This window comes from Pseudomonas sp. AIG (assembly GCF_977020205.1).
Map to the genome: position 1 here is coordinate 81,783 of NZ_CDROCK010000006.1, position 16,226 is coordinate 98,008.

Below are 16,226 nucleotides of genomic sequence, written 5' to 3' on the forward strand. Positions count from 1 at the left end.
ATGAAACTCCGCCGGCCCTGATCGATACGTCTACGCTCTCTCCATCGCCATCACGCCTGGAGACTTCGCCATGACTCGCCCGCTACTGACCGCCCTCGCCCTTCTTGCCCTGAGTTTCCACGCGCAGGCTGACGTGATGCCCTTCCCCGCGACCTTCCACACTCAAGACATCAAGGTCGAAGGCGCGACAATGCACGTGCGGGTCGGTGGCAAGGGTCCCGCCGTGGTGCTGTTGCATGGTTTCGGTGATACCGGCGACATGTGGGCGCCGCTGGCGGCGGATCTGGCCCGCGATCACACCGTGGTGGTGCCGGATCTGCGTGGCATGGGCTTGTCGTCGATTCCCGAGGGCGGCTACGACAAGAAGACCCAGGCCGGTGACATTCGTCAGGTGTTGAGCGCGCTGAAGATCGAACACTCGGTGGTCATCGGGCATGACATCGGCACCATGGTCGCGTTCGCCTATGCCGCGCGCTATCCCGAGCAGACCGAGCGGCTGGTGGTGATGGACGCGCCCGTGCCCGGCATTACTCCGTGGAACGACATTGTCCGCTCGCCAATGCTCTGGCACTTCGACTTTGGCGGCGCGGACATGGAGCGTCTGGTGGCCGGGCGCGAACGCATCTACCTCGATCGCTTCTGGAATGAGTTTGCCGGCACACCGGCGAAAGTCGATGAAGGCACCCGCCAGCATTACGCCAAGCTCTACGCCCGCCCTGGCGCCATGCACGCCGCATTCGCCCAGTTCCGCAGCATTCGTCAGGACGCCCTCGACAACGCTCCGGTCCTGCAGAAACACTTGAGCATGCCGGTGCTGGCCGTGGGCGGTGAAAAGTCCTTCGGCAACAACGAAGCGATCGTCATGCGCAATGCTGCGGACAACGTCACCGAGGTAGTGATTCCGGCGGCGGGACATTGGTTGATGGAAGAAGCCCCGGCGCCGACCATCAAGGCTGTGCGCGACTTTATCGCAATGTGAGGAATTGGCATTGCCTTGGCCCAAGGCTTACGTCAGGATTCGCCCCTTTTTGAGGGCAACGTGCATATCTTGTGGCTCGTCCATTGATGTGTACGTTTATGCCCTTCGCTAACCGATATTCAAACGTGCAGGCCGGACAGAAAACATGAATCGTCAAAAGAAACTCAAGCAGTTGTTCAAGGAAAAGGCCAAAAAGGCCAGCGCCAAACTGGCGCCGAAAAAGCCCAAATACATCAGCAAGGCTGATCGGGCAAAACTGGAAGCTGAAGCCGCAGAGCCAGTCGAAACCAGCGAAAGCTGAAATCCCTCTCAGCTTCCCCTTGAATGGCCGGAAACAGACTTTGAGCCTGGCCAGCCCTTCTTTCTTCAGAAGTGCTGGCCGGGTCTACTGATTAATCAGAGACGATCGTTAATCCACGTTATCTCTCGATTCATTGATAGCTGAGATGCTTTTAAATTCTACTTCCGGTCGAGTACTCACATAACCGTAATAGGTTTTGACCGCTTCGGATTTTCCGGGATATGGCTGTTCATGGGCGACGGTTTTCAAGCTCAGGCCCATGCTGCTGTGGAACGTTCCGCTGGCCTGAGCAGTCACTCCGCCGCCCTGTACGATGTAGCCGGAAGTGCTGATGATGTTATGTTGAATACACTCGGAGAAAACCTGTTGAACCGGGATGAACCACAAATAGTGGTAATCACCGTTATTGTTGATTGCCACTTTATTATTGAACCAGATGGCAACGTATCCTTGCAGCCAGACGTTCCCGACCCACTGGGTGTTTAGTTCGGTGAAACTCAAGTCAACCTCACCCCAACCGTGGGTGTGGGGAGAAATTGGCACTTTGGTCGACGCACCATAGTTGGAGGCCTTGGACTCGCTCGCGCCCTGCGTAGAAGACAGGGTCATTTCAACGGTACTGCTTGTCTCCGCGCCACCTACAAGTGGAATGCCCGCGTTGGCTTTTACCGTGACGCCGACTTTGAGTTGTTCCGTAACGCTCCAGGTAAAGGTATCCGTCAACCCTTGTTGCAAGCTCACCACATGTTCTATGACCTGACCGCCGTCATTGACAGTGTCGTATTTACCTAACAAAGCGCTGCCACCATCTTTTTGCACAAAACTCGAGTACACCAGATCTTTTGGTGGCGTCACATTGGTTTGATATTGCATGTAGTTCTTGGTGTCTTTGTTACGGGCATATTGTGTGCTTTCAGTAAACCAGCAGGTTGTTCCGTATTGAGCAGTTTTCCAGCGCCCCCATGCGTTAGTGATCGTGTCGATATCATTCATGATAGTTTTCTCCATTATTTTAGGCAGATTCTTCAGCGTACTCGGCTGCCCATCAACGGCAGCCACGATCAGGGTGGTTGAAAAAAACGCCCTATCACTACTAATGTTGATAGTTTTTCAACATATTCATGTGCTACGCGACCTTGTCCCTGAGTCGACTTGCGCCTGTCTGGTTGAAAACTCTGCAACCTCTAGCTAGCCTGACGGTTCGCCCCTGATACCGAATCAAGGATAGATATGGTCGTGGCTAAACATAACGTTGATTTTCGACAAGCATTTGACTACGCGCGAGTTTCATTCGCGGGCACGTTTCAAAGGGAACTAACAAGGAGGATCCTGCTAAAGACAAACTGCAGCCATTACGCAATTTTCTACAAGGCGGCGGTACCTGTATCACTTCCGAAAGTCTATCTCACCGACAACTTTGACTTTTCCTGTCGGGTTATCTACGACCAGGAAAAAATCTGGATGATGGACCCGGTTCTGGATATAGCCAGTGACGTAGAAATACATCACTGGAGCAGCGGGCTGCCCGTATCCTCGCCGAGCATTGTCACATTGATAAAAACGTCTGCAGCCAAACGCGTGGCAGATGCTTCGACGTTAATTTATCCCATGCGTAACGGCAGCGTGGCGTCATTGACTCTGATTTGGGCGAACACAGACCGACCCGACATTGACTTCAATGAGACCTACGAAACATTGTTCTCGGAATCACGAATGGTCGCCCAAAAAATAAGTCACCTGTCGAAATGCAGCCAATCCGTAGCAAGTAGTCAGCTAAATATTCGTGAAGTACGCATCATGCGCTTGCTCGCTGATGGCCTGACATCCAAGCAGGTGGCCGACACCATCAACGTCACGCGTGCGACCGTATACTTTCACGTCAAACAGTTCACCCGAAAAATGAATTCTTCAACACGTTCAGAAGCCATTATCAAAGCGGCGTTGCTTAGAATGATATAAGGCAGATTATTTGCCGGATAATCCCCCCACTCATCAGGCCGAGCTCCTGGACCGAGTGGCCCCACAAATCCTCCTCGAATTGGATCTTTCCTTAACCTCTTGCCGCCCTAAACTGGTCGCATTCCCCAGTTCGACCAGGAACGCAAACCATGCCTGTAGGCGACTTCGACTGCCAACCCGCTCTGTACGCAAGCACGCTGAAGCTGCGGGCATTGGCTGCCAGTGACTTTGAAGCGTTGTTCCTGGCCGCCAGTGATCCACTGATCTGGGCCGGCCACCCCGCCAGCGATCGCTATGAACGACGCGTATTTGAAGCGTACTTCGCCGCTCGGCTCGCCAGCCAGAAAGCACTTGCCGTCATCGATATCGAGTCGGGGCAGATCGTCGGTATGTCGAGCTACTACACGCCGCCCGATCAACCCGAGAGTATCGCCATCGGCTACACCTTTCTGGTACGGGAAAAATGGGGTGGCGCTGCCAATCGTGAGTTGAAGCGATTGATGCTGGAACATGCATTCAAGGTCTACGACACCGTCTATTTCCACATCGGCCCCGCCAACCTTCGTTCGCAAAAAGCGCTGTTGAAAATCGGCGCCGGGCACTTGTATGACGCCGAGCTAAACCTCTCAGGTGCACCTGCCCTGTGCAAGTGCTACGGGTTATCCAGGGCAAAGTGGCTGGCATCCACTGCTGAACGTTAATGGCGCACACGAAGGCGAAGAAACATTGCGCGCAGGTGCCCTGCCCCCAAGGGGATCGCCAGTAACACCAGCGAGATCGAAAGCCAGTCAAAGAGGCTTGGATACTGGCCGAAGATCGCCATCGAACTGAAGATCCCGAACACAGGGATCAACAGCGACAACGGTGCCACGCGCGACATCGGATATTCACGCAACAGCAGGTTCCACCCCCAATAACTGAAGTGCGTCGCGGCATAGACCTGAAACGCCAGCGAAAATACGGTTATCGCATTGAGCTGCGACGGCAGCGCAGTGAACGGTGCCGAGCCATGCAGCAGCCACGTCAGCAGCATGAGCGGGATGGGCGGAAACAAACTCGCCCACACCACAAACGCGAAAATCTCACGCACCTTCGAGACCTTGATCACGACGTTGCCAATGCTCCACGCCAAGGCGCTGCCAATGACCAGTGCCAAACCCGCCACCGATGCGTCGCCAGGGCGACTCAGTACGATGCCCATCAGGCCCGCGGCGGCCAACAAAGTGCCAAGCCATTGCAGCCGTCCCAGACGTTCGCCGAAGAAAACCACGCCCCAGGCCAAGGTGAAAAACGCACTGAACTGGATCAGTAGCGATGCCGTTCCCGGTGGCACGCCCCAAGCGATACCGAGGTTGATCAACGCCCACATCGCCACGCCAAAAATCAATCCGTAAGCAGCCAGCCAGTGGAACGCCACACGAGGACGCTCGACAAAAAACACCCAAGGCAATGCAGCCAACGTGAAACGCAGCGCGGTCAGCAGCAGCGGGTCGATAGCGGCCAGTCCGAGTTTGGTCACGGGGAAGTTCAATCCCCAGACAGCCGTCACTAGAACGGCGAGTACAAGATGTTTCTTTTGCATGGTCAATCTTTCCCGGCGCCGAGCGGAAGTACTCGGGCGCGGAGAAATATGCAGGCAATCGACATGGCCTGCTTTCAGTCACAGGCCAACTTTCATTAGAATCGGGCCATGCGAGAAATCTCCAGCCATCCCTATCAGAACACTCCGCGCGATGCCGTCGTGACTGCCATTGATTACGCGGACGGGACGCTGTTCCCGCTGCACGATCATCAGCGCGGCCAATTTGCCTACGCGGCCAGCGGCGTCATCACCGTGTTTACCGATGACGGCAACTGGGTCGTGCCGCCGCAACGCGGTATCTGGGTGCCAGCGCAATTGCCCCACTCCATGCAAATGCGCGGCCCCGTCACGCTGCACAACACCTACATCCGTAAACAAGCGGCGCAGCGCCTCGGACTGTCAGGGCAATGCCAGGTGCTGGACGTGTCACCGTTGTTGCGCCACCTGCTGCTAAAAGCTATCGATGTACCCGCACGCTATTCCACGCAAGGGCATGACGGCCATGTGATGGGATTGCTGCTGCACGAAATCGCCAGCATGCCCGTGCTTTCGCTCAATGCGCCATTGCCGGCGGAACCTAGACTGGCAATGGTGTGCCGCGCGTTTCTGCAGCAGCCTTCGCTGGAGGTCGGTATCGACGACATGGCGCAACGTGCGGGCATGAGCCGGCGCACCTTTACCCGACATTTTCGGTTGCACACCGGGATCAGCTTTATCGAATGGCGGCAACAAGCCTGCCTGCTGGCGGCGATTGTCATGCTGGGCAAAGGTCAGTCGGTCACACAGGTCGCCATGGATTTGGGCTACAGCAGTTCCAGTGCGTTTGCGACGGTGTTCAAGCAAGTGTTGGGGGAAGTGCCGAGTCGCTACTTTTAGCGGCTTTCGCTTTTACACGTCAGCCACGCGCCCCAGAACAGACTGCTGAAAAACCGCGTCGCCTCGCCAAACCCCGCCTCACGCAACAGCGCCTGAACCGCCGCCTCGGAATGCGGCGGATCGGCGCCTTGCAGAATCTTGCCCAGCTTGGCTTGCACCTCTTCTGCGCTGGCACCCTGCTGGCGCCAGCGCTGCCCCCACGCCTGGAGCAATAATGGTTGGCTGGCATAGGCGTAATGATTGCCCGCCACAATCAGCGGCGCGCCCGGTTTGAGACGCGCCTGAATCGACTGCAGGATCTGGCGTTTGGCATCGTCACCGTTCAAATGATGGAGCACGCCGATCAATGTCGCCGCGTCGAATTGCGCATCGGCCGGCAAGTCCTCGACATGCCCGAGATGAACCTGCGTGCGATGCAGCAAGTCGCTGGCCTCCAACTGCTGCACGGCGGCTTCAAGCATCGGCGCGGAAGGATCAACCGCAATGAAACGCCACTGCGGTTCCAGCGCCGCCATCGCAATGATTTCCTGCGCCGTACCGCCCGCGCCGACCACCAGTATGTTGGCCGGCCGCGAACCGAGACTGGCCGCCAACATGCAGGCCGCCAGATCGTGACAGGCGTCGTAGCCGGCCAGGGCGATGCGACTTTGTCGGGCGTATTCGCTGGCGCGGGAGGTGTCGAATTTTTCTGCTGATGTTGGGTTCACGACGAGGCTCCTTGTTGTTTCAGAGGAAACTACGCCGAGACGACAGATAAGAAAAATTCATTAATTTTATGCCCTGCATTCCACTCGGGAATGCAGCCTCACGCCAACCATTAATCGTATCAATAACAACCATTGATTCAATGAAGTTCTCTTATCAGGCTCGCGGCGTAAGATCGGCTCCAGACCCAACCACTACCCCACGGAGCACACCCTCATGAAACGCCAAGCCCTTTTCAGCATCGCTTTCTCACTGTTCGTCCTGAATGCTTTTGCCGCTGAACCTGCCACCCAGACTGATCCGCTGTTCAGCGATGCAGTCGCCGCTGCGACCCAAACCGATCCGTTGTTCAGCGACGCAGTAGCCGCCGCCACTGAAACCGACCCGCTGTTCAGCGACGCAGTAGCCGAAGGCGGTTCCGACCGTTTGCTCGAACGCCGCGCCGTCTGAATGCGGCGCTTCAGCGCAGTCACCGAAGAAAGGCCCGACCTTACCCGTCGGGCTTTTATCGTCTGAACGCGCTGCTCTCCTGTCCTGCCCTGCGTGAAAGTTTTCCTCCCCAATCGGCTCGATCACCTAACCTCAAAGACTGTGTGATCCATTCGAGCCGTGTCACCCATGCGCAACACATTGAAGTCGTTGTTTTTTGTCGCGTTCATACTGCTTGTTTGCGGCAGTCCGCCGCTGTGGGCAGCCGATTTGCCGGCACCGGTAACGACCGCTGCCGCGCCATTGCCAGTGATTTCGCAAAGCGACCTGCAGGCCTTGCAGCTACGCCTCGACGGCCTCAAGCAACAGATTTCCGCAGCAAACAACTACAACCAGCTCGAAGGTCCGCAGGATCGGGTGCAGGCGTTCATTCTGGATGTCGATCGGTTATCGGCGGCGTTGTTGCCGCAGCAGGCGCAACTGGCGGTGCAGTTGGGCGTGCTGGGGGCTGCGCCGGATGCCGATCTGGCGGCTGAACAGGCAGACATCGTTGCGCAACGGGCATCGCTGGCCGAGCAGAAGAGCAAGGTCGACGGCACGCTGAAGAGCCTGGCGGCGCTGAAGCAGAGCGCGGCGGATCTGATTACGCAGATCGCCGGCATCCGTCGCACACTGCTTGAAAGTGAACTGACGCTGGGCACTGACAGCGTGCTGAGCCCGAGTTTCTGGTCACCGCTGGTGAGTCCGAGCGACGACGATCGTCAGCGTTTACGCTTTTTCGTCGCTCAGGTGCGCGACACCTGGGCCACCGTGTGGGCACCAGGAGAACGCTTCTACACCAGTGTGTTGATGGCGTTGGCGCTGATCATTTGGACATTCGGCCGCAGGCTGGCCGAACGCGGTCTGACCTGGGTGTGCATTTACCGCATGCCCGAGGGACGTCTGCGCCGCAGTGCACTGGCGTTCGCCTCGGCGCTGGCGACCATCGCCACCACCGGCATTGCCTTGAAATTGCTGTTCTACGCCTGCACCCGCCACCAACCCTTGCCACCCGTGCTGGAAACCTTCTCTGAGGAGTTCGAGAAGGTTGTGTATGCCTGCGTGTTGATCACCGGTTTGAGCCGCGCGTTGCTGTCGACCGAACACCCCTCGTGGCGCCTGCCGGCGATTGCCGATCAGGTGGCGCTGGCGCTCAGGCCCTACCCGCGCATTCTGTCCTGCACTTTGTTGGTGCTGGTGACGCTGGTGCAGGTCAGCAACGCCACCGGCATGAGCAGCCAGATCGTGATCGCCGGGCGCGGGGTTATTTCGATGGTCGTGCTGGCAATAGTCACGGTCCTGCTGTTGCGCGTTGGCAAGGTGCGCAAGGCGCTGGTCGCGGCCAATGACGCGGCAGCGGCCAACAGTACGTTTGCCGGGGTGATTTACACCATCGCGAGCATTTCAATGTTTGTCTCGGCCGTCGCTCTGCTCACCGGCTATGTGTCGCTGGCGCGGTTCATCAGTTATGAGCTGGTGTGGGCATACATTGTTTTGTCGGGTTTCTACCTGTTGATTCAGTTGATCAAGGACGCTTGCGAACACGTGTTTTCGCCCCGGCATGCGAGCGGCAAGGCGCTCAAACAGCTGCTCGGCATTGGTGATCGGCGGCTTGATCAGATCGAGATTCTGCTGTCGGGTTTCAGCCGGGCCGCGCTGTTGTTGCTGGCGGTCATCGCGCTGTTTGTCGGCGGCATCGGCACCACGCTGGGACAACTGGCGAGCAACATCATGGCGATCCTTGGCGGCGCCGGGCTGCGCAAGCTGAACATCGTCCCCGGCCATCTGCTCAATGCCGTACTGGCGCTGATGATCGGCATCTGGCTGATCCGCGCCCTGCGTCGTTGGCTCGACAACGAGTTCCTGCCCAAGACCGACATGGACCCGGGAATGTGTGCCTCGCTGAGCACGCTGTTTTCCAACATCGGTTATGCCTTTGTGATTCTGCTGACACTGTCGTCACTGGGCGTGCAGTGGACCAATCTGGCGTGGATCGTCAGTGCGCTGTCGGTGGGCATCGGTTTCGGTCTGCAGGAGATCGTGAAGAATTTCGTCTCGGGTCTGATTCTGCTGACGGAACGACCGGTGAAGGTCGGCGATTTGATCAGCATCAGCGGTGTGGAAGGCGATATTCGCCGCATCAATGTGCGCGCCACGGAAATCCAGCTCAGCGACCGCTCGATCGTCATCGTGCCCAACTCGCAACTGATCTCGCAGAACCTGCGCAACGTCACGCTGGGCGGCAGCGCGCAAGGCGTGGCGTCACTGGAACTGGTGTTCCCGCTGGACATCGATCCCGAAGAGGTCAAGGACCTGTTGCTCAACACGTATCGGGAGAACGAAACCATCCTCGATAAACCGGCACCGTTCGTGCGCTTCAGCAAATTGTCGCCGGACGGAATCACCTTGACGGTGACCGGGTATGTGGGCAGTCCGAGGATTGTCGGGGTGACCAAAAGTGATTTGTTGTTTGAAATTCTCAAGCGTTTGGGTGCGGCAGAGATTGCGTTGGCGAAACCGCCGGGGACGACATAAACGGGTTATTCCCGAAGCGCCTAAAAGCCTGCTTTTTAGGTCTTTATTCGCGGTCAGACAGCAACCTTATACTCGAGCGGTTTACTCATCGTTCAATAAGGATGTTCCATGCCTCAACGTCTTTTACTGGCGGCTTTATTCCTCGCCGTCGCCGGTTGTGCCAGCCCTCCTCCTGCGTCCGTTCACACCCATGATCCTGCCAGTTCGACCTTGCAAGGCGATGCCTCGCGGCCGGCGCAGGCGCAGTGGATTCGCACCGAGTTGTACTTCTCCGTGGGGTCGATTGATGGCAAGGAAGGTGCGGTCAGCCCGGCGCGCTGGCGCGAGTTTCTTGATCAGGAAGTCACGTCGCGGTTTCCTGATGGTTTCAGTGTGTTCGATGCTTATGGGCAGTGGCGGGATAAAGGCGCGAAGGAGCCTGAGCGCTTGAGCACCAAGGTGATTGTGATCCTGCATGAGAACAGTGCGAAGAATGTGGCCAGCATCGAAGCGATCCGATTGGCTTACAAGCGTATTACCGGGGATTTGTCGGTGCTGCGGTTGTCGCAGCCGGCGGAGGTGTCCTTCTAGAATCAGAAGCCCCTCACCCTAACCCTCTCCCAGAGGGAGAGGGAACCGATCCGGGGATATTGGAGATTTACGCCGACCTGAGCATGGCTCACTGAATCCGTAATCGACTTCGATCAGTATTTGCTTCAAGCCATAATCGATTCGGTCTTTCAGGTCGATGTATCCCCCAAGACAACTCGGTCGGCTCCCTCTCCCCCTGGGAGAGGGCTGGGGTGAGGGTCTGCCTTCAAGCGACTCAATCCAGCCAAAAGCAACACACCCACCAGCAACACCGCAATCCCCAAAAACGCCCCATACCCCACCACTGTCACGCTGGAATACAGCATGTACAGGCACAACCCGAAAAACAACAACGGCAACAGCGGATACAACGGCACCTTCACCGGCCGCGGCACCTCGGGAAAGCGCCGCCGCAGGATGATCAGCGCCACACTGCTCAAACTCAAGAACAGCCAATAAACCGGGGTCAGGTACTCGACCATGGTGTTGAAGCCGCTCTGAGTAAAACTGCCGAACAACACCAGCAACAATGCCACCGCACCTTCCGCCAAAAGCGCTTTGCGCGGCACGCCATGGCGATCATCCCAGGCGCCGAAACTGCGCAGTTGCGGCACATCGCGCGCAGCAGCGTAGGTCGTGCGAGCGCCCACCAGCAGGGTCGAGTTGATGGTCGCGATCGCGGCGATACCGACCATCAGCAAAATCAGCATCACACCCGGTGCACCGAAGGCCCGGTTCAACAACTCGACCGCCGGTGCATTGCTGGCCGCTAATCCAGCGAACCCCAGGCCCTGAACGAACGCCCAATTGAGCGCCAGATAGATCGCCATCAACACGCTCAGCGCGCCGAGCATGGCGATGAAAATCCCCCGCCGGCCATCACGCACTTCCGCCGATAATGTCGCCGCATCGCTCCAGCCGCCGAACGCCAGAAAGACGAAAATCATCGCCGCCGAAAACCCGGCCATACCGGTGTTTTTCGCGACGGGCGAGAGATCCGGCACAGGCGCTTCGATGCCTTGCCAAGCCAAAAAAACGCCGGCACTGGCAATGCTCAAAAAGCCCAGCGCCAACAGCCCCACCAACAAGGTCTGGGTGATAAAACCAATGTGTTTGCCCGTCAGATTGAGCAGCACCAGCGCGGCAATCACCGCCCCGGCAAACAGCCCGGAGCCGTACTGCCCCAGCGGCACCACCGCATCGACGTAATCGGCAAACATGAACGCCGACAAGGCAATCCACCCGGTGTGCATCACCGAAAACCGCGACCAGGCGAACAGGAATCCCATGCGCTCGCCATACGCCGTGCGCAGAAAGTAATAGTCGCCGCCGGGGTGCGGAAACGCCGTGGCCATCTCGGCAAAACACAGCGCGCCCATCATCGACGCGACACCGCCCAGCACCCACACCAGGTAGAAATATTCCGGCCCGACAGTGAGGGCGACGGTCGGCGCGGTTTTCAGGATGTCGGTGGTGATCACCATGCCCAGCGTGATCAGCAACGCTTGAAACACCGGTAGATGCCGCCCCGGCCCCGCGTCAGAAACCATAGGTAGCGCGGGCGTAGTAGTAGGCGCCGTTGGTGCCGATTGGCGAGAGCACGTCGTACGGCAGGTTGCCGCCGTAGTTGATCGCCGAACCGGAACGTTCCGGGTAGTTGTCGGTGAGGTTGTTGCCGCCTACCGCGATGTTGAATTTAGGCGTGAATTTGTAAGCCACCTCGGCGTCCAGTTGCCACACCGCGCCGTAAGTTTGCTCCGGTTGCGAGTCGCCGAAATCGAACACCCGGGTAGTCTCGCCCTGACGCGTCAAGCGTCCGAGCAAGCCCCAATGCTCGCTGGCCCAATTGGCGGAAAAGATGAAACGGTCCTTTGGCGCTGCATCGGTCAGGGTGTTGGTTTCCTCTACGCCAACGAGGGCGTCATTGCCGATGCCCAGCGCCGTCAGTTGCGATGGCGTGCCTTTGGTGCTGGTGACTTTGGTGTGGTTGTAGGTGTACGCCGTGGTCAGGCCCAATTGCCCTTCGTAGAACGGCTGATGGTAGTTGAGCACCAGTTCGGCGCCGTGGGTGCTGGTGTCGGCAGCGTTGGTGAAGAAGTTGACGTCGTGCACGCCAGCAACGCCGAAGTTGTCGTTGATGTAGTTTTCGAGGGCATCGCTGCCAATGCGTTGTGACAGGGTGATGCGGTCTTTGACGTCGATGCGGAACACGTCCAGGGAGGCATCGAAGCGTTCATTCAACTGGAAGGTCAGGCCAAGGCTGAAGTTCTTCGAAGTTTCCGGATCGAGTTTCTCAGCGCCGAGTGCACGGGCGATCGGGTCGTTGACCGAGAGCACGCGGATGTCGGTCAGCGTGCCGCCATCGCCGAAGTTGCTGGTGGTGTTCTGGAAGCCGCTCTGGGCCAGAGACGGCGCGCGGAAGTTGTTCGAGACCGCACCGCGCAAGGCCCATTGCTCGGTAAGTTTGTAGCGACCGCTGAGTTTGCCGGTGAGTTTGCTGCCGGCATCGTCGTAATGTTCCCAGCGCGTGGCGGCGTCGACGAAGAAGCGGTCGGTGAGATCGCCGGACAACTCGGCGTAAGTGCCGAACACGTTGCGATCCAGATCCGACTCTTCGCTCGGCCGCAGGCCGTTGGCGCCGTCGGCTCCGGAGCCGATGTAGGAGGCCTCGTCACCGGCGTAGGTCAGGTAGTTTTCGTAGCGGTATTCGCCGCCAACCGCCAATACAAAGGAGCGCTCGCCGAGTCGCAGTTCGCGGCTGAAGTCGAGGTTGCTGGTGGTCTGACGCAGCTCGTAATCGCCGGTGTCGAACTTCGTCGGTGAGTCTTCACCGAGGCTGACGTTAAGCGTGCGCCGGGTCGAGCCCTCGAAGCGGTTGCGACCGTGGGTGATGCTGCTGTCGAAATCCCACTCGTCTCCGAGCAGGCCTTTGAAACCGGCGGTGGCGGAGATGTCCTTGTTGTCGCCGAGCGATTGCGGCAAGTAGCCGTTGGGGTAGAACTGCGGCTGTTCGTACGGATAGCGATAGAACTCGGCGCCGGTGGTGTGGCGCTGGTTGTACGTGCCGAAACTGTAGGCTTTGCCGTCGGCCAGCGGCAGTTCGCTGTTGAACCAGAGGTTGACGTCCCGGGCGACGCCGTCGCCCATCACATAGTTGCGCTGGCCGGGGCTGTCGGCAAAACCGTCGAAACCGGCGCGGTTGGTCGGGTTGCGATCCTTGTATTCGGTGCCGCCACGAATAAACCCGCCCTCCTCGCCCAAACGCGTGCCGATCTTCGCCGTGGTCACGCTGTTCTGGCCGTCGGTGGTGGTCTTGTCGATGGCGTCCTGATGGGTGTGATAGGCGCCATAACTGGTGGACACTTCGCCGCCCTCTGGGGCGTCGTCGAGGATGATGTTGATCACCCCGGCGATCGCGTCGGAGCCGTACTGCGCGCCGGCGCCGTCACGCAGCACTTCAATGCGTTTGATCGCGCTGATCGGTATCGAGTTGAAATCCACGGGTGCAGTACCGCGACCGATCTTCGAAGAGTCGTTGACCACCGCTGACGTGTGGCGGCGCTTGCCGTTGACCAGCACCAGCACCTGATCCGGGCTCATGCCACGCAGTTGCGCCGCGCGCACATGGTCGGCGCCGCCGGAGTTGGATTGGCGCGGCAGGCTGAAGGATGGCAGCAACGTCTGCAACGCCGCGCCCAATTCACCGTCAGCGGCGCCAGCGGATTTGAGGTCTTCGGCGGTGAGCACATCGACCGGCACCGGCGAATCCAGCACGGTGCGCGAAGTTCCCCGGGTGCCAGTGACCAGCACGGTACCGAGTCGGGATTCGCTGTCGGCGCTGGCGGAAGTTTCTTCGGCGTTGGCCGGAAGTTGCCAGATGGCGGACACGACGGCAGCCGCCAGTAATGAACGGGAACGGTAATGCATATAACAGCTCCTTGAATCGCAGTTAATACCCGGCCGTTGCCGACAATAAAGTTCGGCAAGCCATGCGCGGCAATGTCTGCTGTAGTTTTGGATTTCTGGAAGGCGGTGAAGGCTTTTTTACGGTGAGTTGCAGTTTCCCCAGCGTGAGACGTTTCCCCTTGAAGCCCGATGCTAGACGAGCTTCAGTTGATCGCAAAAGAACCAATAACGCTTAGGTTAGATCGCTCTAAAGGATTGTTCTTAGTTCAGCAGAAGTGTTGCTGAGCCAACACCTGAACCAACTAATCAGCAATTAAGTTTCTATGTAAATACACATCCCCTGTGGGAGCGAGCTTGCTCGCGAATGCGGTCGATCAGTCAACGGAGAGGTCACTGAAAGGGCCCCTTCGCGAGCAAGCTCGCTCCCACAGGTTGATCGTATTCCAAGGTGTGAACAGGCTGCGTCCAGAAAACTTAATCGAACGCTTTTTCCAACCAGGCATCCTCGGCAATCTCCAGTTCATCACCACTGAATCGCTGTTCGGCAAACGGATCGGCGTGCAGATGAAAGCCGTTCTGCTCCCAGAACCCCGGTTGTTCCTGCTCAACGAATTCAAGCCCGCGCAGCCACTTCGCGCTCTTCCAGAAATACCGCCCCGCCACCACCAGCCGCAGTGGCCAGCCATGTTGCGCGGTCAACGGTTCGCCGGCGTAATGGGTAGCGAGCAGACTGTCGGGATGCAACAGGTCCTTAAGTCGCAAGTTGGTCTGGTAGTCGTGGTCGGCGTGAGCCATGACGAAGTCCGACGTCGGCTGAATATCGAACGCCTGCAACAGATCCCGCAGATGCACCCCGCTCCACTCGGTGTCGAATTTCGACCAGCGTGTCACGCAATGGATGTCGCAGCGCAATTGCCGTTGCGGCAGTGCCTGCAGGTCGGCGTAACGTAATTCGATTGACTGGGCGAGTGTGCCGAACAGGCGCAGCGACCAGTTGGCGAGGTCGTATTCCGGTACTTCGCCTTCGTGGAGGATTGGAAATCGCTCCGTCAGCACTTGGCCTGGGGGTAGTCGTTTACCGAACAACGGATCCGCTGCCGGGGAACGGCTTTTGCGTAAGCGCGAGGCTTTGTTGTGCATAGTCACTCCATTTTCAAGGGTGCCCCCAATTCCCTGTAGGCCTTCGCCTGCTCGCGATAGCGCTGGGTCAGGCGCCAAAGATGTCGACAGACCTGACGCCATCGCGAGCAGGCGAAGGCCTACAGGGGATCGTTGTCGGTAGGAGGATCTAGTTGGCCACCGGAATCCACGCCGCCCGTGCAACATTCGCGGTATCACCAAAACTCGGGAGCTTCTGCGCCAGATCTCGAACATTCTTCACATCCAGATCCAGCAACTGCTGGCGAGTAATCAGCGTCGGCGGCACCAGCACCTGATGCCCTGGGTTTTCCCCGGCAATCAACATCGCCAGGCTGCGCACACTGATCGCCCCGGCCACTTGCGGATTGACCGCTGCCGTCGCCGCCCAGGCGCTGTCCGGTTCTTTCATGATTTGAATATCGGCGGTGGAAATGTCGGCGCTGTAGATCTTCCCCTTGCTGGTCAGCCCCGCCTCATCCACGGCGATTTTCGCGCCTTTGGCGAACTCATCGAACGGCGCAAAAATCACGCTGATGCCTGGGTTGGCTCGAAGCACGGCGCTGGCCTGATCCGCCACGGAGTTGGCAATCGGCGGATTCAGCGTGCCAAAGCGTGCCTTTTCGACGATTCCCGGATTGGCTTTCTTGACCTGACTCCAGATCTCGTCGCGGCGCTCCATCGGCGTAAAGCCGCTGATGTACACGTAGCCGGCATCGAACTTCGTGCCGTTGTCCTTCACGGCTTGATCGAGGGCCAGACGCGCCAGCGCATGGTGATCCTGCTCGACCTGGGTCACTTGCGGCGTGTTCAGATCGACATCGAAAGCGACGACTTTGATGCCTTTGGCGATGGCCCGATCAATCGGCGCTTTAAGGGTTTCCGCCAAGCCGAGCTGGACGATGATGCCGTCGACGCCCAGATCAATCGCCTGATCGATCATCTCGCCCTGGCTCGCTGCCTGCTGCCGGGCATCGAATACGCGCAGGTTGGCGCCCAGCGCTTCGGTCTGCTTTTCGACGCCGCGCAAATACGCCTCGGGGAAGTCCCCGGAGAACAAGTAACCCACCAGTGCGATCTGTACCTGACCTTTGTCGAACGGTGCCGGCGCACCTGGCAAGGCTTTAGCCTGAGCGCCCAGCGCCACTGCCGAGAGCAACGCACCAGCGAGGCATTGACGGGCGAACTGTGTGATTGAACCGTGCATG

15 protein-coding genes are annotated in these 16,226 nt (G+C 58.4%); 8 read left to right on the top strand and 7 right to left on the bottom strand.

The window, feature by feature from the left end:
* The first annotated feature begins 70 nt into the window (after positions 1 to 70).
* Positions 71 to 979 carry an alpha/beta fold hydrolase gene (locus tag ACWR1S_RS06045; protein ID WP_454562816.1) on the top strand — a complete coding sequence of 303 codons (909 nt, stop codon included), beginning with the start codon at positions 71 to 73 and terminating at the stop codon, positions 977 to 979.
* A gap of 145 nt (positions 980 to 1,124) precedes the next feature.
* Positions 1,125 to 1,280 carry a DUF2986 domain-containing protein gene (locus ACWR1S_RS06050; RefSeq protein WP_077572520.1) on the top strand — a complete coding sequence of 52 codons (156 nt, stop codon included), beginning with the start codon at positions 1,125 to 1,127 and terminating at the stop codon, positions 1,278 to 1,280.
* A gap of 108 nt (positions 1,281 to 1,388) precedes the next feature.
* Here ACWR1S_RS06050 and ACWR1S_RS06055 read toward each other — a convergent pair whose 3' ends face one another.
* Positions 1,389 to 2,273, bottom strand: a complete 885-nt coding sequence (locus tag ACWR1S_RS06055; protein WP_077572519.1) for an ETX/MTX2 family pore-forming toxin — start codon at positions 2,271 to 2,273, stop codon at positions 1,389 to 1,391.
* Positions 2,274 to 2,516: 243 nt separating this feature from the next.
* Here ACWR1S_RS06055 and ACWR1S_RS06060 point away from each other — a divergent pair, with 243 nt between their 5' ends.
* Positions 2,517 to 3,239: a helix-turn-helix transcriptional regulator gene (locus ACWR1S_RS06060; RefSeq protein WP_176091719.1), complete on the top strand. Its 723-nt coding sequence runs from the start codon at positions 2,517 to 2,519 to the stop codon at positions 3,237 to 3,239.
* A gap of 149 nt (positions 3,240 to 3,388) precedes the next feature.
* Positions 3,389 to 3,940: a GNAT family N-acetyltransferase gene (locus ACWR1S_RS06065; protein WP_454562817.1), complete on the top strand. Its 552-nt coding sequence runs from the start codon at positions 3,389 to 3,391 to the stop codon at positions 3,938 to 3,940.
* Here the strand turns inward: ACWR1S_RS06065 and ACWR1S_RS06070 are convergent.
* Positions 3,937 to 4,821 (bottom strand): EamA family transporter, encoded by an 885-nt coding sequence (locus tag ACWR1S_RS06070; protein ID WP_454562818.1) that lies wholly within the window; start codon positions 4,819 to 4,821, stop codon positions 3,937 to 3,939. The genes ACWR1S_RS06065 and ACWR1S_RS06070 overlap by 4 nt on opposite strands.
* Before the next feature lie 108 nt (positions 4,822 to 4,929).
* Between ACWR1S_RS06070 and ACWR1S_RS06075 the strand changes: the two genes are divergently transcribed.
* Positions 4,930 to 5,697 (top strand): AraC family transcriptional regulator, encoded by a 768-nt coding sequence (locus tag ACWR1S_RS06075; protein ID WP_454562819.1) that lies wholly within the window; start codon positions 4,930 to 4,932, stop codon positions 5,695 to 5,697.
* Here the strand turns inward: ACWR1S_RS06075 and ACWR1S_RS06080 are convergent.
* Positions 5,694 to 6,404 (bottom strand): class I SAM-dependent methyltransferase, encoded by a 711-nt coding sequence (locus ACWR1S_RS06080; protein WP_454562820.1) that lies wholly within the window; start codon positions 6,402 to 6,404, stop codon positions 5,694 to 5,696. The two genes, ACWR1S_RS06075 and ACWR1S_RS06080, sit on opposite strands and share 4 nt — an antisense overlap.
* Positions 6,405 to 6,618: 214 nt before the next feature.
* Between ACWR1S_RS06080 and ACWR1S_RS06085 the strand changes: the two genes are divergently transcribed.
* The 3 genes from ACWR1S_RS06085 to ACWR1S_RS06095 all read left to right on the top strand — a co-directional run bounded on the left by ACWR1S_RS06085 (position 6,619) and on the right by ACWR1S_RS06095 (position 9,975).
* Positions 6,619 to 6,852 (top strand): hypothetical protein, encoded by a 234-nt coding sequence (locus tag ACWR1S_RS06085; RefSeq protein WP_454562821.1) that lies wholly within the window; start codon positions 6,619 to 6,621, stop codon positions 6,850 to 6,852.
* Between the two features lie 168 nt (positions 6,853 to 7,020).
* Complete coding sequence (locus ACWR1S_RS06090) at positions 7,021 to 9,405, top strand: DUF3772 domain-containing protein (protein WP_454562822.1); 2,385 nt, start codon at positions 7,021 to 7,023, stop codon at positions 9,403 to 9,405.
* A gap of 108 nt (positions 9,406 to 9,513) precedes the next feature.
* A complete protein-coding gene (locus tag ACWR1S_RS06095; RefSeq protein WP_454562823.1) occupies positions 9,514 to 9,975 on the top strand; it encodes a DUF3574 domain-containing protein in 462 nt (153 codons plus the stop codon).
* A gap of 149 nt (positions 9,976 to 10,124) precedes the next feature.
* Here ACWR1S_RS06095 and ACWR1S_RS06100 read toward each other — a convergent pair whose 3' ends face one another.
* The 4 genes from ACWR1S_RS06100 to ACWR1S_RS06115 all read right to left on the bottom strand — a co-directional run bounded on the left by ACWR1S_RS06100 (position 10,125) and on the right by ACWR1S_RS06115 (position 16,225).
* A complete protein-coding gene (locus ACWR1S_RS06100; RefSeq protein ID WP_454562824.1) occupies positions 10,125 to 11,525 on the bottom strand; it encodes an APC family permease in 1,401 nt (466 codons plus the stop codon).
* Entirely contained in the window at positions 11,515 to 13,902 is a 2,388-nt protein-coding gene (locus tag ACWR1S_RS06105) for a TonB-dependent receptor plug domain-containing protein (RefSeq protein WP_454562825.1), read from the bottom strand. Before ACWR1S_RS06105 ends, ACWR1S_RS06100 begins: the two co-directional genes overlap by 11 nt.
* Positions 13,903 to 14,355: 453 nt before the next feature.
* Entirely contained in the window at positions 14,356 to 15,021 is a 666-nt protein-coding gene (locus tag ACWR1S_RS06110; protein WP_454562826.1) for a sulfite oxidase-like oxidoreductase, read from the bottom strand.
* A 148-nt stretch (positions 15,022 to 15,169) separates the two neighbouring features.
* Positions 15,170 to 16,225, bottom strand: coding sequence for a substrate-binding domain-containing protein (locus tag ACWR1S_RS06115; protein ID WP_454562827.1), 1,056 nt, complete (start codon positions 16,223 to 16,225; stop codon positions 15,170 to 15,172).
* Position 16,226 lies beyond the last annotated feature (1 nt).